32 protein-coding genes are annotated in these 23,272 nt (G+C 36.8%); 17 read left to right on the forward strand and 15 right to left on the reverse strand.

Going from position 1 to position 23,272, the window contains the following annotated elements:
* Nucleotides 1-95: 95 nt before the first annotated feature.
* The 4 genes from KO464_03725 to KO464_03740 all read left to right on the forward strand — a co-directional run bounded on the left by KO464_03725 (nucleotide 96) and on the right by KO464_03740 (nucleotide 5,720).
* On the forward strand, nucleotides 96-1,250 hold the full coding sequence (locus tag KO464_03725; GenBank protein MCC7572481.1) for a Fic family protein: 1,155 nt from the start codon (nucleotides 96-98) through the stop codon (nucleotides 1,248-1,250).
* A 412-nt stretch (nucleotides 1,251-1,662) separates the two neighbouring features.
* On the forward strand, nucleotides 1,663-2,019 hold the full coding sequence (locus KO464_03730; protein ID MCC7572482.1) for a hypothetical protein: 357 nt from the start codon (nucleotides 1,663-1,665) through the stop codon (nucleotides 2,017-2,019).
* Between the two features lie 126 nt (nucleotides 2,020-2,145).
* The gene (locus KO464_03735; GenBank protein ID MCC7572483.1) at nucleotides 2,146-5,148 is read left to right on the forward strand and encodes an ATP-dependent helicase; all 3,003 of its coding nucleotides are present in this window, start codon (nucleotides 2,146-2,148) and stop codon (nucleotides 5,146-5,148) included.
* Nucleotides 5,145-5,720 carry a 3'-5' exonuclease gene (locus KO464_03740; protein MCC7572484.1) on the forward strand — a complete coding sequence of 192 codons (576 nt, stop codon included), beginning with the start codon at nucleotides 5,145-5,147 and terminating at the stop codon, nucleotides 5,718-5,720. The genes KO464_03735 and KO464_03740 overlap by 4 nt, the downstream gene beginning before the upstream one ends.
* A 34-nt stretch (nucleotides 5,721-5,754) precedes the next feature.
* Here the strand turns inward: KO464_03740 and KO464_03745 are convergent, their stop codons facing one another.
* Nucleotides 5,755-6,273 (reverse strand): universal stress protein, encoded by a 519-nt coding sequence (locus KO464_03745; protein ID MCC7572485.1) that lies wholly within the window; start codon nucleotides 6,271-6,273, stop codon nucleotides 5,755-5,757.
* Between the two features lie 245 nt (nucleotides 6,274-6,518).
* On the opposite strand from KO464_03745, the gene KO464_03750 reads away from it, so the two are divergent.
* Together KO464_03750 and KO464_03755 are read left to right on the forward strand one after the other, a co-directional pair.
* Nucleotides 6,519-7,214 (forward strand): hypothetical protein, encoded by a 696-nt coding sequence (locus KO464_03750; protein ID MCC7572486.1) that lies wholly within the window; start codon nucleotides 6,519-6,521, stop codon nucleotides 7,212-7,214.
* Nucleotides 7,215-7,278: 64 nt separating this feature from the next.
* Nucleotides 7,279-7,722, forward strand: coding sequence for a hypothetical protein (locus KO464_03755; GenBank protein ID MCC7572487.1), 444 nt, complete (start codon nucleotides 7,279-7,281; stop codon nucleotides 7,720-7,722).
* 97 nt (nucleotides 7,723-7,819) lie between these two features.
* Here the strand turns inward: KO464_03755 and KO464_03760 are convergent, their stop codons facing one another.
* Both KO464_03760 and KO464_03765 read right to left on the reverse strand, forming a co-directional pair.
* Nucleotides 7,820-8,317: a type II toxin-antitoxin system VapC family toxin gene (locus KO464_03760; protein MCC7572488.1), complete on the reverse strand. Its 498-nt coding sequence runs from the start codon at nucleotides 8,315-8,317 to the stop codon at nucleotides 7,820-7,822.
* Entirely contained in the window at nucleotides 8,317-8,532 is a 216-nt protein-coding gene (locus tag KO464_03765; GenBank protein MCC7572489.1) for a DUF104 domain-containing protein, read from the reverse strand. The genes KO464_03760 and KO464_03765 overlap by 1 nt, the downstream gene beginning before the upstream one ends.
* 174 nt (nucleotides 8,533-8,706) lie before the next feature.
* Between KO464_03765 and KO464_03770 the strand changes: the two genes are divergently transcribed.
* A complete protein-coding gene (locus KO464_03770) occupies nucleotides 8,707-9,120 on the forward strand; it encodes a hypothetical protein (protein MCC7572490.1) in 414 nt (137 codons plus the stop codon).
* Nucleotides 9,121-9,138: 18 nt separating this feature from the next.
* Entirely contained in the window at nucleotides 9,139-9,333 is a 195-nt protein-coding gene (locus KO464_03775; protein ID MCC7572491.1) for a helix-turn-helix transcriptional regulator, read from the forward strand.
* Nucleotides 9,334-9,346: 13 nt separating this feature from the next.
* Here KO464_03775 and KO464_03780 read toward each other — a convergent pair whose 3' ends face one another.
* The 3 genes from KO464_03780 to KO464_03790 form a co-directional block, all read right to left on the reverse strand.
* Nucleotides 9,347-9,571 (reverse strand): type II toxin-antitoxin system HicA family toxin, encoded by a 225-nt coding sequence (locus KO464_03780; protein ID MCC7572492.1) that lies wholly within the window; start codon nucleotides 9,569-9,571, stop codon nucleotides 9,347-9,349.
* Nucleotides 9,564-9,779 (reverse strand): type II toxin-antitoxin system HicB family antitoxin, encoded by a 216-nt coding sequence (locus KO464_03785; protein MCC7572493.1) that lies wholly within the window; start codon nucleotides 9,777-9,779, stop codon nucleotides 9,564-9,566. Before KO464_03785 ends, KO464_03780 begins: the two co-directional genes overlap by 8 nt.
* A gap of 65 nt (nucleotides 9,780-9,844) precedes the next feature.
* Nucleotides 9,845-10,387, reverse strand: a complete 543-nt coding sequence (locus KO464_03790) for a DUF488 domain-containing protein (protein ID MCC7572494.1) — start codon at nucleotides 10,385-10,387, stop codon at nucleotides 9,845-9,847.
* 98 nt (nucleotides 10,388-10,485) lie between these two features.
* Between KO464_03790 and KO464_03795 the strand changes: the two genes are divergently transcribed.
* From KO464_03795 to KO464_03815, 5 genes are all read left to right on the forward strand, one after another.
* Nucleotides 10,486-10,998: a tetratricopeptide repeat protein gene (locus tag KO464_03795; protein ID MCC7572495.1), complete on the forward strand. Its 513-nt coding sequence runs from the start codon at nucleotides 10,486-10,488 to the stop codon at nucleotides 10,996-10,998.
* Between the two features lie 85 nt (nucleotides 10,999-11,083).
* Nucleotides 11,084-11,269, forward strand: a complete 186-nt coding sequence (locus tag KO464_03800; GenBank protein ID MCC7572496.1) for a hypothetical protein — start codon at nucleotides 11,084-11,086, stop codon at nucleotides 11,267-11,269.
* An 89-nt stretch (nucleotides 11,270-11,358) separates the two neighbouring features.
* Nucleotides 11,359-11,535, forward strand: coding sequence for a hypothetical protein (locus KO464_03805; GenBank protein ID MCC7572497.1), 177 nt, complete (start codon nucleotides 11,359-11,361; stop codon nucleotides 11,533-11,535).
* 214 nt (nucleotides 11,536-11,749) lie between these two features.
* Complete coding sequence (locus tag KO464_03810) at nucleotides 11,750-11,908, forward strand: hypothetical protein (GenBank protein MCC7572498.1); 159 nt, start codon at nucleotides 11,750-11,752, stop codon at nucleotides 11,906-11,908.
* Between the two features lie 121 nt (nucleotides 11,909-12,029).
* Complete coding sequence (locus KO464_03815) at nucleotides 12,030-12,809, forward strand: tetratricopeptide repeat protein (GenBank protein ID MCC7572499.1); 780 nt, start codon at nucleotides 12,030-12,032, stop codon at nucleotides 12,807-12,809.
* Between the two features lie 56 nt (nucleotides 12,810-12,865).
* Here KO464_03815 and KO464_03820 read toward each other — a convergent pair whose 3' ends face one another.
* Together KO464_03820 and KO464_03825 are read right to left on the reverse strand one after the other, a co-directional pair.
* Nucleotides 12,866-13,336 (reverse strand): MarR family transcriptional regulator, encoded by a 471-nt coding sequence (locus tag KO464_03820; protein MCC7572500.1) that lies wholly within the window; start codon nucleotides 13,334-13,336, stop codon nucleotides 12,866-12,868.
* Nucleotides 13,337-13,346: 10 nt separating this feature from the next.
* Nucleotides 13,347-13,754: a hypothetical protein gene (locus tag KO464_03825; GenBank protein ID MCC7572501.1), complete on the reverse strand. Its 408-nt coding sequence runs from the start codon at nucleotides 13,752-13,754 to the stop codon at nucleotides 13,347-13,349.
* Between the two features lie 153 nt (nucleotides 13,755-13,907).
* Between KO464_03825 and KO464_03830 the strand changes: the two genes are divergently transcribed.
* Both KO464_03830 and KO464_03835 read left to right on the forward strand, forming a co-directional pair.
* Entirely contained in the window at nucleotides 13,908-14,312 is a 405-nt protein-coding gene (locus tag KO464_03830) for a DUF1801 domain-containing protein (GenBank protein MCC7572502.1), read from the forward strand.
* Between the two features lie 59 nt (nucleotides 14,313-14,371).
* A complete protein-coding gene (locus tag KO464_03835; protein MCC7572503.1) occupies nucleotides 14,372-15,001 on the forward strand; it encodes a DUF434 domain-containing protein in 630 nt (209 codons plus the stop codon).
* On the opposite strand, the gene KO464_03840 is transcribed toward KO464_03835, so the two are convergent.
* The 5 genes from KO464_03840 to KO464_03860 are packed head-to-tail and all read right to left on the reverse strand — an operon-like array spanning nucleotide 14,979 to nucleotide 18,591.
* Nucleotides 14,979-15,392: a phosphoribosyltransferase gene (locus KO464_03840; GenBank protein MCC7572504.1), complete on the reverse strand. Its 414-nt coding sequence runs from the start codon at nucleotides 15,390-15,392 to the stop codon at nucleotides 14,979-14,981. The genes KO464_03835 and KO464_03840 overlap by 23 nt on opposite strands.
* Nucleotides 15,393-15,395: 3 nt before the next feature.
* On the reverse strand, nucleotides 15,396-16,001 hold the full coding sequence (locus KO464_03845) for a 30S ribosomal protein S3ae (protein MCC7572505.1): 606 nt from the start codon (nucleotides 15,999-16,001) through the stop codon (nucleotides 15,396-15,398).
* A gap of 5 nt (nucleotides 16,002-16,006) precedes the next feature.
* Nucleotides 16,007-16,243 (reverse strand): hypothetical protein, encoded by a 237-nt coding sequence (locus tag KO464_03850; GenBank protein ID MCC7572506.1) that lies wholly within the window; start codon nucleotides 16,241-16,243, stop codon nucleotides 16,007-16,009.
* The gene (locus KO464_03855; protein MCC7572507.1) at nucleotides 16,236-17,564 is read right to left on the reverse strand and encodes a DNA primase; all 1,329 of its coding nucleotides are present in this window, start codon (nucleotides 17,562-17,564) and stop codon (nucleotides 16,236-16,238) included. The genes KO464_03850 and KO464_03855 overlap by 8 nt, the downstream gene beginning before the upstream one ends.
* Before the next feature lie 25 nt (nucleotides 17,565-17,589).
* Nucleotides 17,590-18,591 carry a type II glyceraldehyde-3-phosphate dehydrogenase gene (locus tag KO464_03860; GenBank protein MCC7572508.1) on the reverse strand — a complete coding sequence of 334 codons (1,002 nt, stop codon included), beginning with the start codon at nucleotides 18,589-18,591 and terminating at the stop codon, nucleotides 17,590-17,592.
* A 157-nt stretch (nucleotides 18,592-18,748) separates the two neighbouring features.
* Here KO464_03860 and hypF point away from each other — a divergent pair, with 157 nt between their 5' ends.
* Complete coding sequence (gene hypF / locus KO464_03865; protein ID MCC7572509.1) at nucleotides 18,749-20,968, forward strand: carbamoyltransferase HypF; 2,220 nt, start codon at nucleotides 18,749-18,751, stop codon at nucleotides 20,966-20,968.
* Nucleotides 20,969-20,991: 23 nt separating this feature from the next.
* Complete coding sequence (locus KO464_03870; GenBank protein ID MCC7572510.1) at nucleotides 20,992-21,507, forward strand: ParB N-terminal domain-containing protein; 516 nt, start codon at nucleotides 20,992-20,994, stop codon at nucleotides 21,505-21,507.
* Here KO464_03870 and KO464_03875 read toward each other — a convergent pair whose 3' ends face one another.
* The gene (locus KO464_03875; GenBank protein ID MCC7572511.1) at nucleotides 21,508-22,695 is read right to left on the reverse strand and encodes a redox-regulated ATPase YchF; all 1,188 of its coding nucleotides are present in this window, start codon (nucleotides 22,693-22,695) and stop codon (nucleotides 21,508-21,510) included.
* Between the two features lie 12 nt (nucleotides 22,696-22,707).
* The gene (locus KO464_03880; protein MCC7572512.1) at nucleotides 22,708-23,223 is read right to left on the reverse strand and encodes a cysteine hydrolase; all 516 of its coding nucleotides are present in this window, start codon (nucleotides 23,221-23,223) and stop codon (nucleotides 22,708-22,710) included.
* Between the last annotated feature and the right edge of the window lie 49 nt (nucleotides 23,224-23,272).

Consider the following 23,272-nt stretch of genomic DNA (forward strand, 5'->3'; position numbering starts at 1 on the left):
TCTATTAAAAGAAAAGGCCTTTTTCTTTAATAGAAACTACTCCTATTAAAGAAATAATAGAAAATTTTAAATAGAATGGCCGCCTATATTAATATGTGGAAGAAGAATACTATAAAGATGCATTTGGTAAAATAGAGGCGGCAAAGGGTGAGGCCGGTAAAGAATACAACGTATTTATACCAAATCCCTTGCCCCCTAAGATTGAGTTTGACCAGGAGCTCGTCTTGATACTGTCAAAGGCTGAAGAGAAGCTAGGAAAGCTATCTGGTGTTGGTTTATCTCTTCCAAGCCCTAATCTACTGATCATTCCCTACCTTAGAAAAGAAGCTATAATGAGTACAAGAATAGAAGGTACAAGAATCTCTCTGCAGGAAGTATTGCTTTCAGAGACTAAAGAGGGGGAAGAAAAGACGCCTGATGCGAAAGAGGTAATAAATTACATCAACACGGTAAACTATGCTTTAAAACATGTTGAAGATAATCAGATTGATTTAAGCCTTATAAAAAAGATGCACAAAATACTGATGGGGGGCGTAAGAGGGGATGAGAAGTCTCCTGGAAAATTTAGAGATGTGCAGAACTGGATTGGATCAGAATTTTCTAACGTATCAGACGCCATCTTTGTTCCGCCAAATCCCGAAGCCGTTCCAAAATTGATGGATGACCTAATAGATTACCTAAATACGGAGCACAATATTCCAGTTCTAGTAAGATGCGCATTGATGCATTACCAGTTTGAGACCATCCACCCATTCTGTGATGGCAATGGCAGGATAGGGCGAAGCCTGATATCAGTTTATTTGTGCAAAAAGAAGAAGATAATAAAACCATTACTATATATCAGTGAATTTTTTGAAAAGTATAGGCTTAATTACAATGAACTCTTGCTTAAAACTGGGCAGACGGGAAAATTTGAAGAGTGGATCAAATTCTTCTTAAAGGCCATTGAAGTTCAATCTGAAGATGCCCTGTTAAGGGCGCATAAACTCCTTCTGCTAAGAGAATCTTATAGGAAGCGGATACAAAATGAAACACAGACCTCTGAGATTCTAAACATAATAGACTACTTGTTTTCTAATCCATTTGTTACAGTTGCTAAGGCTGGAAAGGTATCGGCCGTTACCTATCCCACAGCAAAGAGGTATATCGATAAATTAATCAAATATGGAATATTAAAGGAAACAAAACATCTGCAGAGAGAAAGAACTTATGTTGCCCATGAGATCTACGAGATAATAAAAGAGATTTAAAACTATAAAGTTGTTCTAATTTTAAAGTAACTTGGCCCTAAAAATATATCCTATTAAAAAAATACCGTGTTTTGTTTAATAATAAGTGATCATATTAAAGGGCCCGTTAATCTCCTCAACTTCTATTAAAAGATAGGGCCAATTCGTTTTAATGGAATCTGGCCCTAAAAATAAGGTCTGATTGCTTTCTGGTAATCGATTTGGAAACTCCAAATGAAAGAAAGGGGTATAAAAATAAGGCCAAAAAGAAAGCGTGGCCCATATCAAAAGAAATAAAAGTCAATTACGTCTTTAATAATAGAACATAAACTTTACAGGAGATAAAAATATGTCAGTTACTGATGAGCTAAAGAATATAGTTTCAGGAATACCTGCAAAAATCAGCGAGAAAAAGGGAATTTATGGATTTGAAGTGCAGTTAGCTGAAAGGAAGGCATTTCTAGCTAAACAAAAGTTAATTTATTCAGCAAAGTTTAGAGTCGATGAGCAGAATAAGGAAGTTAGATTCACTGAAATGCTAAAAGAATCAGGGGCAGGGATGTCGTCTGGTGGCATTGACAGTGGAATGAGCCCTGGATTTGGTTTCAAGAAAGAATCTTACAACACAATGTCTGGTGCAAGAGAGGGAACAATAGAAGAACAGTCTAATCTTTTTGGAAAAAAATATGAATATAAATTTGACTATGGGGCTATCAGAAAAAAATTTGAATCGAAGGCAACAGAACACGGATATAAATTTACCTACAAAGTTACAAGCGTCGGATTGTAGCAAGAGAAGATTAATTTATTTTTTATATTTCAACTTAGAATAACTGGCGCTAAAAATAAGGCCAATTCCTTTTCTATATATTTAAATATGAGAATAACAAATCTTTAGTAATTGATGGTGTTTTAATTGAAATCTGATTTACTTACTGAATTAAACTCCCAACAGAGGAAGGCCGTTGAATCAACAGAAGGGCCAATACTAATCATTGCCGGTGCTGGTAGCGGAAAAACTGGCGTTATAACAAAAAAGATTGCCTACCTCGTAGAGTCAGGGATACCTCAGGAGAATATTCTGGCTCTGACATTTACAGACAAAGCTGCAGCTGAGATGCTTGACAGGGTGAACAAGCTTGTTGGCTCGACAGAGGATATAATCATAACAACATTCCACTCATTTTGCAAAGAGTTAATTGAAGATAATATCTTAGAACTCAAAATGAACTCCCCACTAAAGGTCATAGAGGATACGGCGCAACTAGTGTGGTTTATCAAAAACATAGATTCGTTCAATCTTGAATTCATCAAAGTCGGGTTTAAGCCCGTCACTTTAGTTGAAGAGCTAAGAAAGATTATCTCAAAGTTTAAGGATGAGTTTGTTACAATTGAAAAGCTTGAAAATTATATCGAAAACAAATCAGAAGAAAAACTAGACCTTGAAAACTACGAGCGACTTGAAACTCTAAAGGATATCCTAAAGGCCTACAAATTCTATGAGGATTACAAGGCGAAAAATAATCTCGTGGATTTCGGGGACATGCTTACAAAAATCTATGAGCTTTTTAAAACTAGACCAACTATCCTAAAAAAGTACCAGGAGAGGTTTAAGTACATACTCATAGATGAGTTCCAGGATACAAACTTCATCCAGCTTCAAATTGTAAATCTTATAGCAGGAAAACACCAGAATCTCACAGTCGTTGGTGACGATGACCAGAGCATATACCGGTTTAGGGGTGCATACCTCACAAACATCTCTGAGTTTAGGCAAACTTACCCCTCCCATCAAGAAATCGTCCTGGAGCAGAACTACCGAAGCACCAAGAAAATCTTGAGCGTTTCAAACAAATTAATATCGAACAAGCCTGATAGATTTGTGAAGAAGCTTTTCACAGAAAATGAGGAGGGTGAAAAGGTAACGGTGGCCCGGCTTGAAAATGAAGAGGAGCAGTCGCACTTCACATTAAATCAAGTTGAAACTCTTTTGAAGGACCATGACTATAAGGACATTGCCATCCTAGTTAGAAGGAAAAAGGATGCGCAGCCAATAATAGACACATTTGACAAGCACAAGATGCCCTACGAGTTTGTCGGGAACTCTGATTTCTTCAGAGAGCCGCTGATAAAGGATGTCGTCTCATTTATCAAAATCGCATCAAAACCTATTGAGTCAAACATTGAGATAGCAAGGGTCCTGCAAAGAAAGCAGAGCTCGATAAGACCAGTTGAAGTAACTAGATTCACAAGGTATGCCTACAAGAACAAGTTAAGCCTATATGAAGCGTTTGATAAGATTAAAGAAATAGATATAGAACAGGAAAAGTTTAATCACATAAAAGAAAAGCTAAACTTGATAGTATCACAAAAAAAGGTCCTTAATCTTCCTGAGTTAATTTACAAGATCCTCTTTGATATTGATTTTTACAGGTATGAGTTAAGCCTTAATAACAAGAGGAACATATCGCTTCTAAATCAGTTCTATAAGTTCACAGTTGACTACTATAATCTTTACAGGGATAGCGAGCTAGAAGATTTTATTGATTTTATTAATTACGCATCAAACTTTGAGATAAAGACCGAGACTGGAGAGGAAAATAACGTCATCCAGATCATGACTATACACACTGCAAAGGGCAAGGAATTCCCGGTCGTCATTGTCCCAGACCTTGTGAGCGGCAAGCTTCCAACAAGATATAGGAGTGACAAGTTTGAAATTCCAAGAGAGCTACTAAACGGAGCAGAGAGCGAGTTTGATGAGAGGGAGCTGCACCTGCAAGAAGAGCGGCGCCTGTTCTATGTTTCTATGACCCGTGCTATGAAAAAGCTTTTTATAACATATGCCAATAGGTACGGCGATAACAAACGTGATTCAAAAGCAAGCCAGTTTCTTGAGGAAATAGAATATACAAAAAATCCCGATATAAATTTCCTGACTCCAAAGACAGATCCCATCTCAATAAAGGAAGATTCGGTCAAGGGGTTAATAAGGCAGAACTATATCGGTGAGATAATATCGGATCTCCATAGAAAGGATTACAGAGGGATTATACCAAAGCTCATGCTCCTAGAAAAGCTAGAGGGGAATGATCACAAATCAATTGTCCAAAATCTAAAGGAGCTTGACTACGATGCGATACTAAAGCAGATAGAGGATGGCGAGATAAAAAAGGAAAAGATTATAGAAGAGGAGCTGACATTTTCAGCCTCACAGTTTAACACCTATAAGAGGTGCCCAAGGATTTACAAGTATAACTATGTATACAGGATCCCTACACTCCCAAAGCCTTACTTTGATTTAGGTGGCACTGTCCACAGCGTCATTGAGGAGCTCTCTAAAAAAATAATGGAAGGGGAATCCATAGATCTAGAGCTTGCAATAAAATACCTTGATGCCTTCTGGAAGAGCAGCGGGTATTCAACAGAGCTAGAGGAAAAGCAGGCAAAGAAAGATGCGATTGATATTTTAGAGATATTTCTTAGAGAGCAGGAAAAGATGGATACAAAGATAGTTGAAACAGAAAAAAGATTTACAATAAAGCTTGATGAATACAGCATAAACGGGGTTATTGATAGAGTTGATAAGGATGGAAATGAGTACATAATCTGGGACTATAAGACCTCTAAGACCCCTATTTCAGAAAGCGATCTAAGACGAGACATTCAGCTTTTAACTTACGACATGGCAGTAAAAGAGCTTTTTGGGAAGAGGCCAAAACAGGTGGGGCTATGGTATTTACGGCAAAACAAGAAGGTCGCTATTCAACCAAAGGATGAGGATATTGAAAAGATAAAACAAGAACTCCTTGAGACAATAAACAGGATAATGAATGAGGAATTTGATCCAAAGGCAGGCTGGGAGTGCTACAACTGTGACTATGCTCTACTGTGCGATCTTAAGGAGAAGAGTGTATGACGTATCTTTTCATTGACACAGAGACTACCGGCCTTCCAAGGAAAAGGTATGCCCCTTATACCGATACGAATAACTGGCCAAGGCTCGTCCAGATTGCCTGGCTCTACTGTGACCAGAACGGAGAAATATTGTCCTCAGAAGAGTACATAATTAAACCGGAAGGTTTTGTCATCCCATTTGATTCTCAGAATATACACGGAATATCAAATGAGCGAGCCCATATGGAAGGAAAAGAACTGATATATGTCTTGAACAGATTCTCTGAATTTTTGAACAGATCAAATTACCTAGTTGCCCATAACATCGATTTTGATTTCAATGTGATAGGGGCAGAGCTTGTTAGAAAAGGCATTAACACTAGATTAAACTCCATCAATAGATTCTGCACGATGGTTGGCACAACGGAATATTGCCAGATCCCAGGTGGCCAGTATGAGTTTAAGTGGCCAAGTCTTTTTGAACTTTATTACACCTTATTTAATCAAACTTTTGAAGAAAAGCATGATGCCCTTTATGATGTAAAAATTTGCAGAGAGTGCTTCTTTGAGTTAAAGAAAAGAGGAATTATATAAAGTTACTATTTTGAAAAAGAAAAAATATTTGAGTTTAAGGAACAACAGTTACTCTGACGCTTGCGTATTTGGCCACATCTTCTGCAACGTGGCCCATTGTAAGTCTCTTAATTCCAGTTAATCCTGTTTTCCCAATGATTATATGATTGCAACATTTTTCATCTTCGGCTGTTTGTATTATGGTGTCGACAACCTTTCCAAGTTTCATGTCTGTCTTGACTTTCACGCCTTGTTTTTCTGCATACTTTGACATCTCTTTTAGAATATTGCTGCCTCTTTTGCATAGTGGGTCGTCCATCATGCAACTCAGCTGCTCTTCAAAGAATGGGGAGTACCTCTTTATGTCGTCTGTTCCTTTTATTTTATCTTCCCATTCAGGAAGAAATCTGTCCATAGCTTCATAGGATAGCTTTAATTTATCTACATCTACTACATGGAGCAGCATTACACATGCTCCAGTTTTGCCTGCTACCCATGCTGCATACTCTACAGCTTTTTCTGAAGCTTTAGATCCATCTACTGGGACCAATATTCTTCTTATCAATTCAGTCATTTTCTCACCGGATATTATAGAATATTTATCTATTTAAATGTATCGATTTTTAATAATTATTTGAATTTAAAATATTTCTTATATACTGGATATAAATAATAACATTTTTTTATCTAGAAATTATGGTAAGATAAGTAAAGCTTGAAAAGAACAAAAACGAATAATATTAGAGACTTTATCTCGATGACCTTAAAGGTCCTTTAAATTTAAATACCCTAAAATTCTCTCTAAAACTGGAAGATAAAATGGAAGATGAACAATTAGAGATGTACAGGAACCCAACAAAAAAAGAAATTGAAAAACTTGAAAATGCAAAGCCTGGTGACACAATCTCTTTTGGGGATGAAGTGGAGCACTATGAGCCCAGATGGCTCAAAGAAGATGAAACACCGTTTGGCGCCGTTCTATTTGACACAAGAGAATATGCAATTAATATGAGGTCTCACACAACGAATAAGGATATCTTAGAAAAATATATCGCCATGCAGGCCTCAGACGGGAAAGAATACCTAAAGGATAATTTTGAAAATGGTGTCAAGATAAAGTGCAATGTTGATTTTCCCTTTCCGGATGCTTCCCTCCCTGATGGAATACTTTTTAGATCAGAGGCTATGGAAGAAAAGTGGAACATCTACAAGTATGACGGCCACATATTTTTTGTAAGGAGCTGGACTGGTGAACTTAGATACATTGCAGACTACGAAGAAACAGAAGAAGGTTTTCTAGTAAAGGAAATCGCCATGGGCAAAGATGCATTCCATGAAGATAAAATCGGCTTTTATGTGAATGAAGTCCACTTTCTAATTGTAAGCCATGCACTCGGGTATTTGATCCCGCACCCCCTCCCACATGACATTCAGGATAAGCCTGAAGAAATACTAAAGTTTTCATTTGGGGAGTTCGGGAACAGAGGATACTTTGGGTATTTCTCATTAGAATGATTGCCATAAAATCTACACCAACAGCAAAAGGCATAACATTAAATACTTTTCTCTCAAATAATTAATGTTTCTTATGCCTCAAGAATCTGTCCTGCCAACGAAGGAACAGGTCTATAAGATCCTGGAATATCTCCCCTACTTTGAAGACAAGGAAAACGGCTTCTTTGAATTTTTCCCCAATAGGGAAATAAAGCCTAGCATCATACACCGTCCGTACTATACATACTCCAGCGTTGTCAGTGATTTCATAAAGTGTCTAGAGGATCACAAATTCTTAGTCGCCCCATACGACCACAAATGCGTCAGAAAGTACTTTAGTCTTCTAAAAGGGGAATTGGATTTTTCTGATCTAAATATGCTTGATATCAGAAACATATTTTCATTTGTATTGAATGCAGAATACTTCTGCGAAGGTCAGATCGCAAGGGCGATTGACAAAGATATTTTCCGAAAGATGCTCCAGAGGCTAAACGAGATAATTGAGGAAATACAAATTTCCTCTGATTAATCATTAAAATGGCCTTGCGTGTTCTGATACAAGACCCAGATTACTATCATCTCGTAAACTCCCCGATTTATATCTGGGCCTTTATATCAAATATTCTTTATGGTTTCCATATTTTAAATAAATCTAAATTTTCAAAATCTTTATCGTTAGTTGCTATATTTGTAATTTTGTATTCCTTGCATGTAGCTGCATGTATTGCATCTGAAAATAATAGTTTAGAAGAAAAAGACAATGCAATTTGTAATGTTTCAGGAGCGATATTTGCTATTTTCAAATTATTAAAAGCCATTATGTCTTCAATTGTTTTTCTCGGTGTATTCACTTCTTGTAAGACTTCAGACTTGTTTTTTATGTAACTTGGAACATCTAGCGGGGCAATATTATACTTCTCCGATATTTCCATTATGAGTATCTTATGATAGATTTCATCCAATACTATCCCGTTAATTATTCCATTTATCTCCATTTTCATAAGTTTAAAAAGAAAATTCTTAGTTTTTTCCTTTAGCGGATGGGAGTGGGAGTTTGAATAAATAAAAATATTTGAATCAATGAAAATTTCTCCAGAAGTAAAATTTACTAATCTCTGAAACATTAATCCACCAAAAGATCTATGTCTAGATCTACTACTTCATCAATTATTTTATTAGATGCATTTATAGATTGCCTAAAGAGTTCCTTATTTTTTGTCTTATACTTGGGGGTTTTAATCTCTAAAATAACTTCCCCATCTTCAATCCCTAGTTTAGAGATATCCTCAAGTGGTTTTAGTACTCCTTTTTCTACTTTTGCATGAACAATAATTGACATATGAACTAACTATACAAGTTAATATAAATAGTTTATGTATCTATTTTCAAAATTGATGTTAAAAGTATTGGCTCCTATCTAAATATTTTCCCCAATATGTAATATATTTTTGACAAAATCGAAACCTTTATAAATAAAATGTAATATATTTTTTACATATTGGAGGTATGTAAAATGACGAGCAAAAAAGTTGTGACAAAGAAAGGTATGATTTACAGGATCATCTTCATAGCAGTTTTGATGATTTCGGGAATGCTATTAAATTTCTACAATATTGGGGAAAACGAGTTATTTGGGTATTCCACTGTTGGGAATTACCTCATCTTCATAGGATTTGTTATGATCCTTGCAACTGCAATGATCTACTTCACAAAGCGAGAAAAGATTGTTGACGAAAGGATAGAGATGTTAAGGTATAAGGCCGGGACAATGACCTTTATGGTCTTTATCTTCGTTGCTTTTGCCATAATAATCCTTGATGGCATACAGCCGATTACGATGAGATACTCGCTATTCATAAGCTACATGGTATGTGCAATACTTGTCTTCTATGTCATTGCATACAAAGTCTTAGATAGGAAGTATTAAAGTTAAAATGAGGACTATATGAAAACAAAGATCAAGGAATTCCGAAAAGAGCAAAAGATTACCCAAGAAGAGCTTGCGGCGATTGTAGATGTAACAAGGCAAACCATTAACTCTCTGGAGCAGGGGAGGTATAATCCATCGCTAGAGCTTGCCTATAAGATTACCAAAGCACTTAACAAAGATAAAATAGAAGATGTATTCATAATGGAATAAAGAGTATTAAAGTTTATAAAAACTCTAAAAAATCTTCTTTTTCTATTTCTGCTTCCTTTAAAATTTTTCTTAGAAGGCCTTTTCCAATCTCTTTGTCATGAATAGGAACGATTACAATTTTTCCTTTGGCATTACCTAATATTAAATGACTCCCTTTTTGTCTTATTTGTCTGAATCCAAACTTTTCTAAAATTTTAATAATTTTTTCAGGATTTAAAGGTATTAGTTTTTCAGACATTTACTTCGACTCTCTGAATGCCCAAAAATTTAATATCCTCTTTTTGTTCTTCCTTGACTTCTAAGTAAAGTTCTATAGCTTCTTTAATCCTAATCAAAAGCTCGTCTATTGATCTGGCTTGAGTATGGCATCCAGGGAGTAGTGGTACACTTCCAACATAATACCCATCTTCGTCCATCTCTATTACTACATCATAAGTTTTTCCCATGATATCATATTTTTATGATGACAACATGTATTTAAGATTAATGAACCACTTATTTGGCAAAATAATTACTCCATAAACTGGTCTAGTGTTTTATCTATACCCCTCTCATCGACTATGTGCTCTATTATTATATCATAGCTATTTTCCAAGATTATTTTTTCTAGGTCTTCAGAGATAAATCTCCTGTGACAGTTATTATAGTCTCTCTCGCTGCACATTAGCGCAACGGTCTTGTTTGACATCAATATTTCTCTCAGAAGCTGATGCAGTGCATCGATGTACTTTTGAGTTCTGCGATAGTTATCAAAGCCTTCAGGATGAAGACCACCAAGTATATCGCCCCTGTAGAGATATTCTATATCGTTTCCTTTTAGAAATCTGAAGAGATTTTCTTTGTTGTAGTCAGGGACATATTTGCTCGTTGGATAGGTCCTTATATCTATCAAGAGCTCAATATTGAATTTTTTCAAGATGAAAATAAAATCAGAGATCTTTCTATTACTATGGCCTATAGTATAGATAACTAATAGGTCTCTAGCTACTTTTCCTCCAAATAGTATCTTTGATCCTCCGATTTCACCCTTCTCTTCAAGTATTTTAATATCCACGTAATACTATTAAGAATGATTGTATATATTTTTATGCATTTTGAAAATATTTATCTGAGTTGCATATGCTTATATATTTAGAATGAAAGTACTCTACGATGAAAACTCTTAATAAGGTTCTGATTATATTTGCAGTTTTCGGGGTATTGATTAGTGCAGGGTGTCTTGGGTCAACTCAAACTGGGACAACAAAAACTGCAGAGTCATATTACACTGCAGGCGAGCTACTTTTCAATCAGGCGAGATATAAAGAGGCAATAATAATGTTTGATTCTGCTTTGGAGATTAATCCAAATTTTAAAGAAGCTTGGGCCTACAAAGGCGTGTGCCATGACCAACTTGGCGAATACCCTGATGCCATTAAATCCTATGACAAGGCGATTACATTGGATCCAAATGACCCTCTTCCCTGGTACAATAAAGGTGTGATACTTGGAGGCCAGGGCCACTACCTTGATGCAATCACCTGTTTTGACAAAGTTATCTCCATAGATCCAAAGGATGCAGGGGCATGGTATAACAAAGGTGTTGCACTTCAACTTCTTGGTAGACCTTCTGAAGCTCAGGTGTGCTTCAATGAAGCCAAAAGACTAGATCCTTCTCTAACATAATTTATTTTTCCATGTTTTACCTGATTCTTTACATATTCCTAAATATAGGTAAAGCTATCGTTAAATTTACCGGAGATTTGATTAAATGATGGAGAAAGAAAATCCCATATGTAGCTATTGCAGCTCTAATAAAGTAATCCCGATATTTTACGGATACCCAACTTCTAGAGACTACCAGCAGTATGAGAGGGGCAATCTAAAGTTTGGCGAGAGTATCATTTTAGGGCCAAAACCTGACTGGTACTGCAAAAAATGTGGCAGAAGCTTCTAAATCTCTTATCTTTTTTGCATAAATTTTTATAGGGGTAAATTAACTTATAAATGGACTAATTTGTATTAGTGTAACTGGAGGTAAAGAAAATGAAGGAAGAAACAGAGTATATGTTGTTAAAGCTTATGACGGAGATCTTAAAGGAAATGAAGGCGATTAATAAAAACCTTGAGACTATGAATGAAACTATTGAAGATGTTGGATTCATTGATTTCTACGACGATGACGATGACGAAGAAGAGCCAGAAGATCTGGAAGAAAATTAAAAGACATCACAATTTTAATAATAATAGACTCTGCAACAATGATTGGGTGAAAAGAAAAGGCCCGGTTAAAGGGGGTAGTTAAATTAGAGGATGACTCTATTTTCCGGGCCTGTATTCGTTATATGTAAGATATTTTAATTAGTAATCGTGGCGTATTTGTACTTTCACTATTTCTATCCATAAAACTTAATAAAATGACTGCCTTTGGTAGAGTATGGACGAAAGAGAGCTCTTCTATGTAAGGGAAAGGAGAGAGCCAAGGCTAGTCCCAAGAAAGACTAAAGAAAAGATACTCACCGACCCATTTATTTTGACGTGCCTTATAATTCAGCTTATTATGATTGTAATTGTCCTTATTCTTCATCTTACATAGTTTTTACTGGCGCTAAAGGTAAAATTATAATTGTTCTGACTTTTTCTTGTTCTTTAGAAAAATTTTAAATAGTAAAAACATCTAATAGATACAGCATAATAGCTTCTAAACGGAGACTCAAATGACAAAAATATCTGATCCTAAAAAAATCAAGAAGAAATACGAGGTTATATTTTCTCTACTTGATGAACTAAAAATAAAAGAAGCTAAAGAGAAGATTGACAAACTCTTAATCAGGAATAAAAAGGATTCTTTTCTCCATTGGCTAAAGGGTTATGTTCTTTTGTATGAAGGAACAGATAACTTTGAGGATGCGATAGTCTCTTTTAATAAGGCGATAGAAATTGACCCAAACAATACCTTTGCCTGGGAGTTTAAGGCTATAGCTTTGAGATCCCTTGGGAGATATGAAGAGGCCATAGAGTGCTATGACAAATCGATGGAGTTTGACCCTCTTGACTATGCAGCAATCTATAACAGGGCAGTCCTTTTAGAGAGAATCGGGAAGAATGAAGAAGCCCTTGACTACTACTCTCTTGCAACTAAGATTGATCCAGAAAATATCCTTGCCTGGGAAAGTAAAGCAAATCTTCTGGAAGATCTGGAAAGATTTGATGAGGCTGAGGAGTCTAGAGGCAAGATAGAGAAGGACTACACAGCAAGGATCGTTGAGAAGGATCCTGCTACGCCTGAAGAATGGATTCACAAGGGTGAGACGCTTGAAAAACTTGGGAAATACCTCTGGGCAAATCAGTGCTATGATATGGCCCTAAAAATTGACGAGAATCATCAGAAAGCCCGTGACCTAAAATATATGCTCCTTGAAAAGCACAGGATTGACGCAGGCTCAAGGAAAAGCTATCTCAGATCCATAATTGGTTCAGATAGGTTTGCAGTTTAGTACTTTAAAGAAAGATTAATTATTATTTTAGATTCTTAAATTGAAAATTTTTATTGTTAATATCTCGCTTTAACTTCGTTATATTTTGTATCGACGTTATTCTGGATTTTATTTAATAGTTCGTATAACTTTTGGATATCTTGATCGCTAAGCCCATAAAACAGCGAGCTTATGAACGCAACATCATCAGTGGATTTTGACTCCCAGTACTCTGTATTTTTTTCAGTTAATCTTATCCTCAAGACTCTCTTGTCTTTTTCATCCTTATCAATTGAAATAAATCCCTTCTTTTGAAGTTTCAGTGCTATCTGCTTCACATTTTGATGTGTTGTGCTTAGTACCTCTGCTACTTCACTCACGGAAGGGGGAAGGGTAAAATATTTTCCGGTGACTGCAATCAGCTGCCACTGCTTTGTTGTGAGCCCTTCTTTTCGTAGTTCGTTATCACCTAAATATTCTAGCCTATTGCTTAAGAAAAATATTTTACCAAAGATTTCAAATGCTTCAGGTTTTAGAATTTTTTCCATTTTAATCTCCCTATATCCTGCCTAGAACATATTTAGCAACTACATACGGCCCTACAGTTGTCCAGATAAGCACAAGTGACCAAAGTCTTCCTTCCAAGAAATTATAATCGTGCAATAGTTTTGCCCAGCTGTGGCCCATGATATAATGTCCAAATATGAATTCAAATATAATTGTTGCAATCAGGAAAGATATACCTATGACTATTAAATTATTTCCGGTATAGGATGAACCTGTGAACTTAAGCCACAATAACATGACCAAGAAAAACAAAGAGATCCCTGTAAAGCAGCTTATCTGGTGAGCCGTAAGTTCATTTACTCTTGGCAATATTAAGAATTGTCTTATTGTTCCATTTAATATCGCCACAAAAACAAATAATATCCATATTCCAATCGCCTGTAAATATATTTTTTCCATGATTTTCCTCCTAAATAGGTAATACATTACCTTTATCAAGCTGATATATGACCTATTTATAAATCTTTCTATTAGGTAATATGTTACCTATATTTAGAATGAATTTAGCAAATTTTATTAACTAATAATCCTATGCTACTTTGGAATGGATTTATGAGGAAAAAAGAAGAAGGCACGTCAACGCTAAAAAGTCAAATACCTAAAGATATTGACGAATATATCCAAATCTTTCCCAAAGAAGTTCAAGAAAGATTAAAGAAGATAAGAGAAATAATTAAAGAACTGGCACCTAGCGCAGAGGAGACGATAAGCTATGGAATACCAACATTTGTTCTTAAAGGCTATAACTTAGTTCACTTTGCAGCTTATAAGAATCATATAGGATTTTATCCTACGCCCTCAGGAATTGAAAAATATAAAAGTGAGATCTCAGTTTATGAATGGTCAAAAGGCACAGTAAAATTCCCTCTCGATAAGCCAGTTCCATTTGATTTAATCAGAGAAATTGTAGCCTTTCGAGTAAGGGAAAATTGCGAAATTGCAAAATCAAAAAAATAGTGAATCCTGAATAGTATAAAATCCAAAAAGAATTTTAACAAAAAAAACAATATTTTTTTATGAAAGATAATGTCTTTGATAGGGCTAGAAACGATCTTTATCTTTTACTGAATAGAAACTATCCGAAAACCTATGCCTTAAGGTTTGTAGGTGATCACTATGGCCTTAAAAATGAGGAAAGATATGCTCTGTCTAGAATTGTTTTCTCCAAGTCTTACATTAAGAAAACCAAAGAGAAAAAGAGGAGTTTAAAGGACATCAAAGGGAAATCTCTATTCATTGACGGCTATAATGTCATAATTACAACTGAGTCTGTTCTTATGGGCAAGGCCTTTGTTTCTATGGATGGTCTTTTAAGAGACACACGGAATGTTTCTAAAAAACATAAGATAACAAAAGAGACTTTGGAGTCAATTGATCTTATATTGGGCCTTTTGAAGAAATATCCACCAGAAAATACTCAAGTTTACCTAGACAAGATGATGAGCAAGAGTGGGAAGATTTCTGAAACTATAAGAGATGGGTTAGAAGAAAGAAATCTAAGAGGAGATTCGGAAACTGTTTCAAGCGTTGATCATATCCTAAAGAATAGTCGGGGTATAGTAGCAACAAATGACTCGGCCATAATACTGGAGATAAACGAATTTATTGACCTGCCATCAAAAGTTAAAATTTCCAGGGGAACTTAACGCATCCCTTAAACTCTTCTAGGGAGTAATCGCCCTTGCCAATTAGGACAAGAGATTTTATTTCAGAAGCGCCTTTTTCTATAAGAATCTTTTTTGCAAATTCTATTGTTTCTCCTGTTCTCGAGAGATCGTCAACAATGAGTATCCTTTTGCCATAGACATCATGATCAAAGGGGCGCATGAGTTTTGGTTTCTCATGAACTTTTTCAGGTGGCATCCCCTCGCCATAAAGATTCAACCATAACAAGAAAAGCTCTTTTTCGTAAATAAATGATAAAATTGAGGAAGGGATTATCCCGCCTCTTGCTATTCCAACTATTATATCAAAATTAAATGGGATTTTAGTTTCCTTTAAAGAATAAAAAATACTATGGAAAGTATATTCTTCCACAGTTTATGCAGCCTCTTTTGCTTTTGGCTGGTCAATGAGCTTTATCTTTGTGACCTCTACCCTCTTTAGTGGGAAGACCTTCCTTGCTTTCTTGTAAATTTCGCTTGACATCTTGCCGCTTGTGACTTCGTCCAAGAACTGTGCGAAATCGTTGTTTGTGCTAATTGTTGTTAGCTCTTGATTGATTATTTCTCTTATAGCCTTCTTCTGTGAAGTAAGTATCCTTGTTGTAAGTATTGCTGAAGTGGATGCCCTGAGGGTGTATCCATCCTTTGTCTTTATGTTGAAAATTGAGTCGACTTTTGAGTTTCTTCTTCTTATCTGACTTCTAAGGTATGATCTTGAAAGTTCCTGTCTAAAGAATTCGGTGTAGGCATTTTCGCCTGTGACCTCTTTAACTCTAAAAATTAGTTTTATGTGACCTTTCTTCATGTCCCCAGTAATTTCCTTCATATTTGTCTCAATCTTTCTCCCCAAAACCTTCTCGGGTTTATCAGATATCGTCTCACCAATCTCTCTTTTATCAAAAATATCTGGAGCGTAAATAGTGTACCATGATTTTGCCTTCCATGGATCTTTTCCTGCTACTCTTTTTCTAGCCAATAAAATTCCTCCTATAATACTAATGTTTTTCTAATTGCCTCAACACATGCGATAACATCATCTACAGTATTTTTAAGAGTCCCTATAGATTCAGACTCAGACTCTACCTCTAAGGTCTCTTTATATATTCTAGTAGAGATGGAAGTTCCTTTAAAAGGTTTGTTATCAACGTAAATTCCGTTGTAATAAGCCTGAGCCATCTTTTCGCTGTCTAAAAAAAAAGAAAGTTTAACTTTAATTCTAGACACCAGCTGCTTCCATTTCTCCGCTCTGGCCCTTAAATGAAAGTACCTTTAGGTTAACTGACTTCTTTGTTATATTCCCAGTCTTTACGCCTACTAAGAATTTGACACCTTTCTCACCCGCTATATCGACAAGCCTCTGTGTTACGACTCCATCAAAGACTACTGCCTCGTAGTCCTCAGTGTATCTCATTGCATCAACTAAATCCCTTACTGAAACCTTGTGCTTTACATTGCCATCTGCGTCCAATAGGTATGCGTCTAGTGTTCCTGGCAACTTTTCAATTATCTCGCCAAATCTGTCTAGGTCGGAGTATGGTTTTTTTGGCTGTACCGGCTCTACTGGCTTTTGTGACTCATGATTTTGATGCTTATGTTGTGGCTCTTTTTCTTCAGGTTTTGCGTGAGGTTTATGATTCTCTGTTCTTGGTTTATCTAAATTCTCAACAATCCACTGCTCTGCTGGGATCTTATTTCTTAAGGCCTTAATTATCTCTTTTTTTGTAAGATCTTCTACTTCCTTCCCCATTGGCGCCCTTGCAATGTAGTCTATCTCTGCTATCTGAAAAAGCTCTCTTAGTATTAGTTCTCCGCCTCTGTCTCCATCAACAAATGCTGTGACTGTCTTTTCATGAGATATCGCTGATATTGTCTTTGATACGCTTGTCCCTTCAACGGCTAGAGTGTTCTTAATTCCGTATTTCAATAAATTTAAAACATCAGCCCGTCCTTCGACAACGATGATTGCGTCACTTTCCTCAACGTTAGGCCCTGCTGGGAGCTGATCTTCTCCATAGGCCTTAATCTCTCCCATCCTCACAGATTCCTTTACCTCGTCTGTAAGCTCAGAGCTTTCAGGTGTTATCTCATCAACCATTGTTGTTAGTATAATCTTGGCTCTATCAATGACGTAATTTCTTTTTGATTTTCTGACATCTTCTATTGTTGATACATCTATCCTGGCGTTGCACGGACCAACTCTATCGATTGTCTCTAAGGAAGCAGCAAGTATTGCAGTCTCAACCTTATCAAGACTTGATGGAACTATTATCTCCCCAGTGCTTTTCCCATTTTTTGAAGTGATATTAACTCTAATCCTTCCTATTCTCCCTGTCTTTTGTAACTCCCGTAGATCCAGATCATCGCTTAACAAACCCTCAGTCTGGCCAAATATAGCCCCTACAACATCGGGTCTTTCGACGATACCGCTTGCTGTAATTTGTGCTTTGATGATGTATTTAGTTGTACCAACCTCTTCTTTTATATCCTTAAAATAATCCTCACTTTTCTTCGATACAATATCCTCAATAAAATCTTTATCACTCATAATTAAATTCCCTCCCTCAAAAGAATTATAGAATGCCCATAGCCTTGTTTGTCATTTCGATTGACTCATCTCTCTTCTTAAGGTCAAACATGGCTCTTATGGCATCTACATTTTCTGGGACAATGTCTGATTCCTGATGAATAGCCTGGATATAGTAAAGTGTTCCGTCTTTAATATTAATTGAATCTTTCCAGACATTAATTTCATACATGTCCCCTCTATTTCTACCCAGATTCTTTGCAAATTCCATTATATCTGCGGTAGAATCAATTCCATCTTCTTTACTTACTAGAATAACTCTCGATCTGTTATTGAATAAGTCTATTACTTCCTCCCTCTTAATGTCTTTCTTTAAATCGACCATTATTGTGTGAAGGTGCATCAGTGTTGTTGGCACCTTTACAGCTATGGTTTCAATATCTATCGGAAGAACAGTCTTTAAATCAGGGCCGTGATGGGATGGTACCTTAACTTCAGGTACGATAGCATTTATAGGGCCTCTTTTGTTATCTCCTGGATCTGCTGCCCTTCTTATCATTACAGCCTTCACCTTACTAATGGCGTCGGCCTCGTTTAGGCAGCTTAAGGTCCTTGCAAGTCCAGTTGTATTGCAAGAAACAACCCTTATGTATTTTTGACCTACATTTTTATCAAAATTAGCGTGAGCATTAAAAGAGGTACCAATAGAAGCGTCTTCTCCTCCTTGGAAAATGGCATTTAACCCAAGTGATTTATAGAGCTCCATGTTCTTGGCACCCTGTTTTCCAGGGGCGCCGTCTATGACTACGTCTACGGAGTCTTTGATATCCTTTAGGTAACCGCTTGTTTCCAATCCCCTCTTCTTGAAGGCATCAACATCGGCCCCCTCAACACAATAAAGGTCAAAGCCCTTCTTTATTGCCTGTTCTGCATCAAAATCGGGCGTTCTCTTTGAGACGCCAATAATCTTCATATCTTTCTGGAGGGCGACTGCATCTGCTACCCTCTTCCCAACTGTACCGTATCCATTTATGAATACATTGATCATGAAATTCACCTTTGTTAGAAGTTATTGATAAGTAAATTAATTTCACCTTAAAGATATTTGAAAGTGGACGTTTATAAGCGTTTGCTATACAATTTTTGGCAAAAAAGTTCTATATCAATAACAAATTTTATATAAACTATACTTCATTGCAAAGTTTATGAAAAGTATAATGGTCTATGGTACAGTTCAGGCTGTAGGTTTTAGGCCGTTCGTTTATAGGATTGCCATTGAAAACCGAGTCAGTGGCTATGTAAGAAACAGGGGCGAGTATGTGGAGGTTGTAATTGATGGCTCGGTAGAACAGATAAATAATTTTATCAACGACCTTAATCAAAAAAAACCTCCTTTGGCTAAAATTGATAGGCTTGACATATCTGACAAATCCTCTGATGAAAACTTTAAACCTAGCCTCTTTTATATTAAGGAGAGTAAAAGCGGGAGCTCTGGCTCAGCTTCTATGATACCTCCCGATATATGCTTGTGCAAAGACTGTGAGAGGGAGCTTTTCCAGAGGGCAGACAGAAGGTTTCTTTACCCATTTATTAACTGCACAAACTGCGGCCCAAGATTTACCATAATCAAAAAGACCCCATATGATAGAGAAATGACCACTATGGGTAAATTTAAGCTATGCCCTGACTGTCTTAGGGAATATAAGGATGTTCTTGATAGGCGTTATCATGCGGAGCCTGTGGCGTGTCCTGCATGCGGCCCCCATTACTCGCTATTTGACCGATCGGGGAAAGAAATAGAGAATCCTATTGAGGCTGCAGCAAAGTTATTTGAGAAAGGCAAAATTATCGCTATAAAAGGTCTTGGCGGGTATCACATCGGATGTGACGCCCTAAACGAAGAAGCTGTAACAGAGCTTAGGAGAAGGCTTGGGAGGCCATATCAGCCTTTTGCAATTCTTGCTAGGGATATAAAGTCTATAGAAAAGGCATGCCATGTAAGTGATGAGGAAAAGAAGTATCTCTCATCTCATGAGAGGCCGATTGTTGTTCTAGAAAAAAAGAAAGCGGAGCCATTTGAAAAGGCTGCACCGTATCTGCATAACGTCGGCATAATGATCCCATACTCTCCCCTCCACTTTCTATTGTTTAATTACACTTCACTTGATTTTTTTGTCATGACCTCGGCCAATATGCCAGGAGACCCAATGATAATCGAAAATAGCTCTGCTTTTAACTCTCTTGATGTTGATTACTTCCTTTGCCATAATCTAAATATCTACAACAGATGTGATGACTCAGTCATACGCGATGGGAAGTTCATCAGGAGATCGAGGGGTTTTGTACCACAGGGGATTGAGATACCTCATGACAAAAAGGTATTGGCCTTCGGTGCAGAACTTAACAATGCTTTTACACTTACAAAGGAAAAGAAGGCATTTATCTCACAACACGTCGGAAATACTACACACTATGATACACTGCTTTTTTTTGAAGATGCGATAAAAAAACTGATGACCCTTCTGAATATGAAGATGGATGAAATTGAGCTTTTGGCATCTGATCTGCACCCACAATATGAGACTACTAAAATTGCCGAGAGATATTCTAAAGAAACTGGTATACCTTTGATGAAGATTCAGCACCATATCTCTCACGCAAGGGCAGTTTTTACTGAAAATGGACTACAAGAGGGCATTGCAATAGTGTGTGATGGAACAGGCTATGGCCTTGATGGTAACTCTTGGGGGGGAGAAGTCTTCTATGTCACAGAAAATAATGAAGAAAGAATAGGCCATTTGAAGGAATACCCACTTTTAGGTGGGGACAAGGCTGCAAAAGAGCCATTAAGGGTACTTGTATCCCTTCTAAAAGATGAAGATTTTTCTGATTACTCAGACTCTTATAGATATGGATCTCAAGGTATCGATGCATTAAAGAAAATTCTAAAAGATGAAAAGAACTTTTCAACTTCGTGCGGCAGGATACTTGATATGTTTTCAGTTATGCTCTTTTCATGCTCTGAAAGAACATACGAAGGTGAACCTGCGATGCGGCTAGAATCTCTCGCATGGAAAGGGGATGACCTTAATATACCGATCGAAATTGATAACAACATAATAATGGTAAAAGATTTTGCAAAAAGAATATTTGACTTAAGAGATAAGCACAGCAAAAAAGACCTTGCAAAAACTGTGCATGTTTCCCTTGCTAGGGCATTTTCAGAGATTGCAATTGAAGAGGCGAAAAATGATCATCTTCCTATCGCTTTTTCAGGTGGTGTGGCCTACAACAAAATATTTTCAGATACTATCAAAAAATATGTTGAATCAAATAACCTAAAGTATGTCGAGCACAAACTCATCCCGTGCGGTGATGGAGGCGTTTCCTTTGGTCAGTCTCTTTTCGCACACAAAAACATATAAGATTTTAGTCGAAGTATTATTTTATGGAGATAGAGTTCATCGAGATTGAAAAACTAAATACACATGAGCGTATAGTTCCTAGTGTTCTAAACAGGTTAATGATTAAGATAGAGAGGGAAAAGAAGTTTTCTGTTGCCATCATCGTGGATTTAAATACTATGACAATACTCGATGGACATCACAGATTTGAGGCCGCAAAAAGACTTGGTTGCAAGAAGGTACCGTGCCTCCTTGTAGACTATAATGACCCTGAAATAAAACTGGGCCAGTGGTTTCCAGTTATATATGGGGATATAGGGAAGATAGTAGAAATACTAGAAAAAAATGGTATGACAGTCAGGTATGAAAAGACTTTAAAAAAAGCCTACTGGTTACTCTACTCTGAAAAAGCCGATGCTATTCTAGTTCCAAAAAGAGTAACAAAGGAAGAAGTTGTGAAGACTGCAAGGCGCGGAAACCTATTCCCCCCTAAGACTACAAGGCATATGCTCCCAAAACTGAATAAGTTTGTTGATATACCGCTGGATGAGTTGGTATAGCTATCTTGCCGCTGAAACTATCTTTATTATGTCACCATTTTGAAGCTCGTAGTCATCTTTTATCCTTCTTTTAGTTCTTGCATTGACTGCATAAAGGAAGTTCTTCCCTATGTCTGTGTGTACCCTAAAGGCAAGGTCTCTTGGGGTTGAACCTTTATCCATTAGATATGCATCAGGCAAAATATTGCCTTTACCGTCCTTCATGTGGGTCTCATCCTCGACAGGGTAGACCACTATTTTATTCAAGATATTGAACACTACCTGATTTATAGTCTTCTGAACGCCAGTGCCATCATTTTTTTCCATGAAGTTTTTGATTCTGTTTAGGGCCTCTTTCTGTTTGTCATTTAGATCTCCAGTTATCTCAAAAGAGGGTTGGGAAGGCACGTATTTAACTAATCCCGCACTTGTTGCCTTTCTTAAGACCAATTCTGCCTCAGCGCTTATTGTAAAAATATCCCCTAGTTTTTCTTTCAAAGCTTTAATATTCTCTTGTGGGGCTATGTCTGTCTTGTTTAAGACAATCGTTATTGGCTTTGATATCTTTCTAAGCGATTTGGCAAAGACCAATAGCTCTTCGTCCTTCCAGTGTATGCACTGCTCAGGGTTTAGCTCAGTCTCCCTTATTGATGCTATGACATTGCCCTCAGTTATCCCAATCCCGGTAAACTGCTCAGCAACTATCTTGCAGAAATCATGATGTCCGGAGCATATCTTTCTTGCAAATCTAAACCAGTTGTCATTTAGTATCCCAAAAAACCAGAGGTTGATTTCTTCCTCCAAGAACTCAATGTCTTCTATTGGGTTATGGGTCCCTACGGGAACTGGATTTCCTTCTATATCTGTTGAGCCTGAAGCATCAACTATGTGGATTAAGGTTTCAGCTCTTGAAAGATCATTTAGGAATTTGTTTCCAAGACCTCTGCCTGTATGCGCACCTTTTACAAGACCTGCAACATCTATTATCTTCAATGGTACAAGTCTTGTCCCATCAATGCACTTTGAATTTTGGGGTGAACATTTTATATCAAGCTCCTTGCAAGGGCAGTTATAAGTAACATAAGTAGCCCCTATGTTTGAGTCAATTGTTGTGAAAGGATAATTAGCAATTTCTGCCCCTCCGAGTGTGACTGCATTAAAAAAAGTTGATTTTCCTACATTTGGTTTTCCAATAACACCTACATCCATTAAATTCCTCCCTTAAGATAAATAAAGACGTGGAAAATTCATAGTTGACACTGCACTTGCCCCATAGAAATCCCTTATGTATAAAATTGATTTCAGATGGAGGTCTTTTTTGACATCGCAACATGCGTTTGTCAGCATGATGCACTTATAATCCCGATAATATGCATCTGCAGCAGTATGTCTTACAGACAGTGATGTTGATAGACCCGAGAATACAAGATTTTTTATATCCTTCTTTTTCAAAAGCTCATCAAGTTCTGTGCCGAAAAATCCACTGTACTTTTCTTTCTTTACGATGAAATCCCCATCACTTGGGGCAAGATCATCTATTATCTTCTCACCAATATCTTTCTCTCCACAATCATTTGTTTTAGAATCACATATGTATACCACAGGGAACCCATTCTCCCTAAAAATAGAAGATATCTCTTTTATTGGTCCTATTATCTCTTTAGGATTTTCGCATTTTTTATTCCCGTAGACAAACTCATTTATCATGTTAATGATGAGAAGAGCGTATTTTTCCATGTTAGTTAATCTGGATGGGGGATATATAAAATTTGGCTTTATAAAAAGA

The sequence above is a fragment of the Methanofastidiosum sp. genome, assembly GCA_020854815.1.
Taxonomy (GTDB): Archaea; Methanobacteriota_B; Thermococci; order Methanofastidiosales; family Methanofastidiosaceae; genus Methanofastidiosum.

Bases quoted from the DNA above. Each gene is read 5' to 3' on its own strand.
- KO464_03815 (MCC7572499.1), top strand. From the start codon at position 12,030: ATGACAAAAATATCTGATCCTAAAAAAATCAAGAAGAAATACGAGGTT.
- KO464_03805 (MCC7572497.1), top strand. From the start codon at position 11,359: ATGAAGGAAGAAACAGAGTATATGTTGTTAAAGCTTATGACGGAGATC.
- KO464_03760 (MCC7572488.1), bottom strand. From the start codon at position 8,317: ATGTTTCAGAGATTAGTAAATTTTACTTCTGGAGAAATTTTCATTGAT.
- KO464_03740 (MCC7572484.1), top strand. From the start codon at position 5,145: ATGACGTATCTTTTCATTGACACAGAGACTACCGGCCTTCCAAGGAAA.
- KO464_03825 (MCC7572501.1), bottom strand. From the start codon at position 13,754: ATGGAAAAAATATATTTACAGGCGATTGGAATATGGATATTATTTGTT.
- KO464_03745 (MCC7572485.1), bottom strand. From the start codon at position 6,273: ATGACTGAATTGATAAGAAGAATATTGGTCCCAGTAGATGGATCTAAA.
- KO464_03770 (MCC7572490.1), top strand. From the start codon at position 8,707: ATGACGAGCAAAAAAGTTGTGACAAAGAAAGGTATGATTTACAGGATC.
- KO464_03810 (MCC7572498.1), top strand. From the start codon at position 11,750: ATGGACGAAAGAGAGCTCTTCTATGTAAGGGAAAGGAGAGAGCCAAGG.
- KO464_03795 (MCC7572495.1), top strand. From the start codon at position 10,486: ATGAAAACTCTTAATAAGGTTCTGATTATATTTGCAGTTTTCGGGGTA.
- KO464_03800 (MCC7572496.1), top strand. From the start codon at position 11,084: ATGATGGAGAAAGAAAATCCCATATGTAGCTATTGCAGCTCTAATAAA.
- KO464_03860 (MCC7572508.1), bottom strand. From the start codon at position 18,591: ATGATCAATGTATTCATAAATGGATACGGTACAGTTGGGAAGAGGGTA.
- KO464_03835 (MCC7572503.1), top strand. From the start codon at position 14,372: ATGAAAGATAATGTCTTTGATAGGGCTAGAAACGATCTTTATCTTTTA.
- KO464_03755 (MCC7572487.1), top strand. From the start codon at position 7,279: ATGTTTCTTATGCCTCAAGAATCTGTCCTGCCAACGAAGGAACAGGTC.
- KO464_03855 (MCC7572507.1), bottom strand. From the start codon at position 17,564: ATGAGTGATAAAGATTTTATTGAGGATATTGTATCGAAGAAAAGTGAG.
- KO464_03785 (MCC7572493.1), bottom strand. From the start codon at position 9,779: ATGGGAAAAACTTATGATGTAGTAATAGAGATGGACGAAGATGGGTAT.
- KO464_03775 (MCC7572491.1), top strand. From the start codon at position 9,139: ATGAAAACAAAGATCAAGGAATTCCGAAAAGAGCAAAAGATTACCCAA.
- KO464_03830 (MCC7572502.1), top strand. From the start codon at position 13,908: ATGAGGAAAAAAGAAGAAGGCACGTCAACGCTAAAAAGTCAAATACCT.
- KO464_03780 (MCC7572492.1), bottom strand. From the start codon at position 9,571: ATGTCTGAAAAACTAATACCTTTAAATCCTGAAAAAATTATTAAAATT.
- hypF (MCC7572509.1), top strand. From the start codon at position 18,749: ATGAAAAGTATAATGGTCTATGGTACAGTTCAGGCTGTAGGTTTTAGG.
- KO464_03765 (MCC7572489.1), bottom strand. From the start codon at position 8,532: ATGTCAATTATTGTTCATGCAAAAGTAGAAAAAGGAGTACTAAAACCA.
- KO464_03870 (MCC7572510.1), top strand. From the start codon at position 20,992: ATGGAGATAGAGTTCATCGAGATTGAAAAACTAAATACACATGAGCGT.
- KO464_03880 (MCC7572512.1), bottom strand. From the start codon at position 23,223: ATGGAAAAATACGCTCTTCTCATCATTAACATGATAAATGAGTTTGTC.
- KO464_03875 (MCC7572511.1), bottom strand. From the start codon at position 22,695: ATGGATGTAGGTGTTATTGGAAAACCAAATGTAGGAAAATCAACTTTT.
- KO464_03820 (MCC7572500.1), bottom strand. From the start codon at position 13,336: ATGGAAAAAATTCTAAAACCTGAAGCATTTGAAATCTTTGGTAAAATA.
- KO464_03750 (MCC7572486.1), top strand. From the start codon at position 6,519: ATGGAAGATGAACAATTAGAGATGTACAGGAACCCAACAAAAAAAGAA.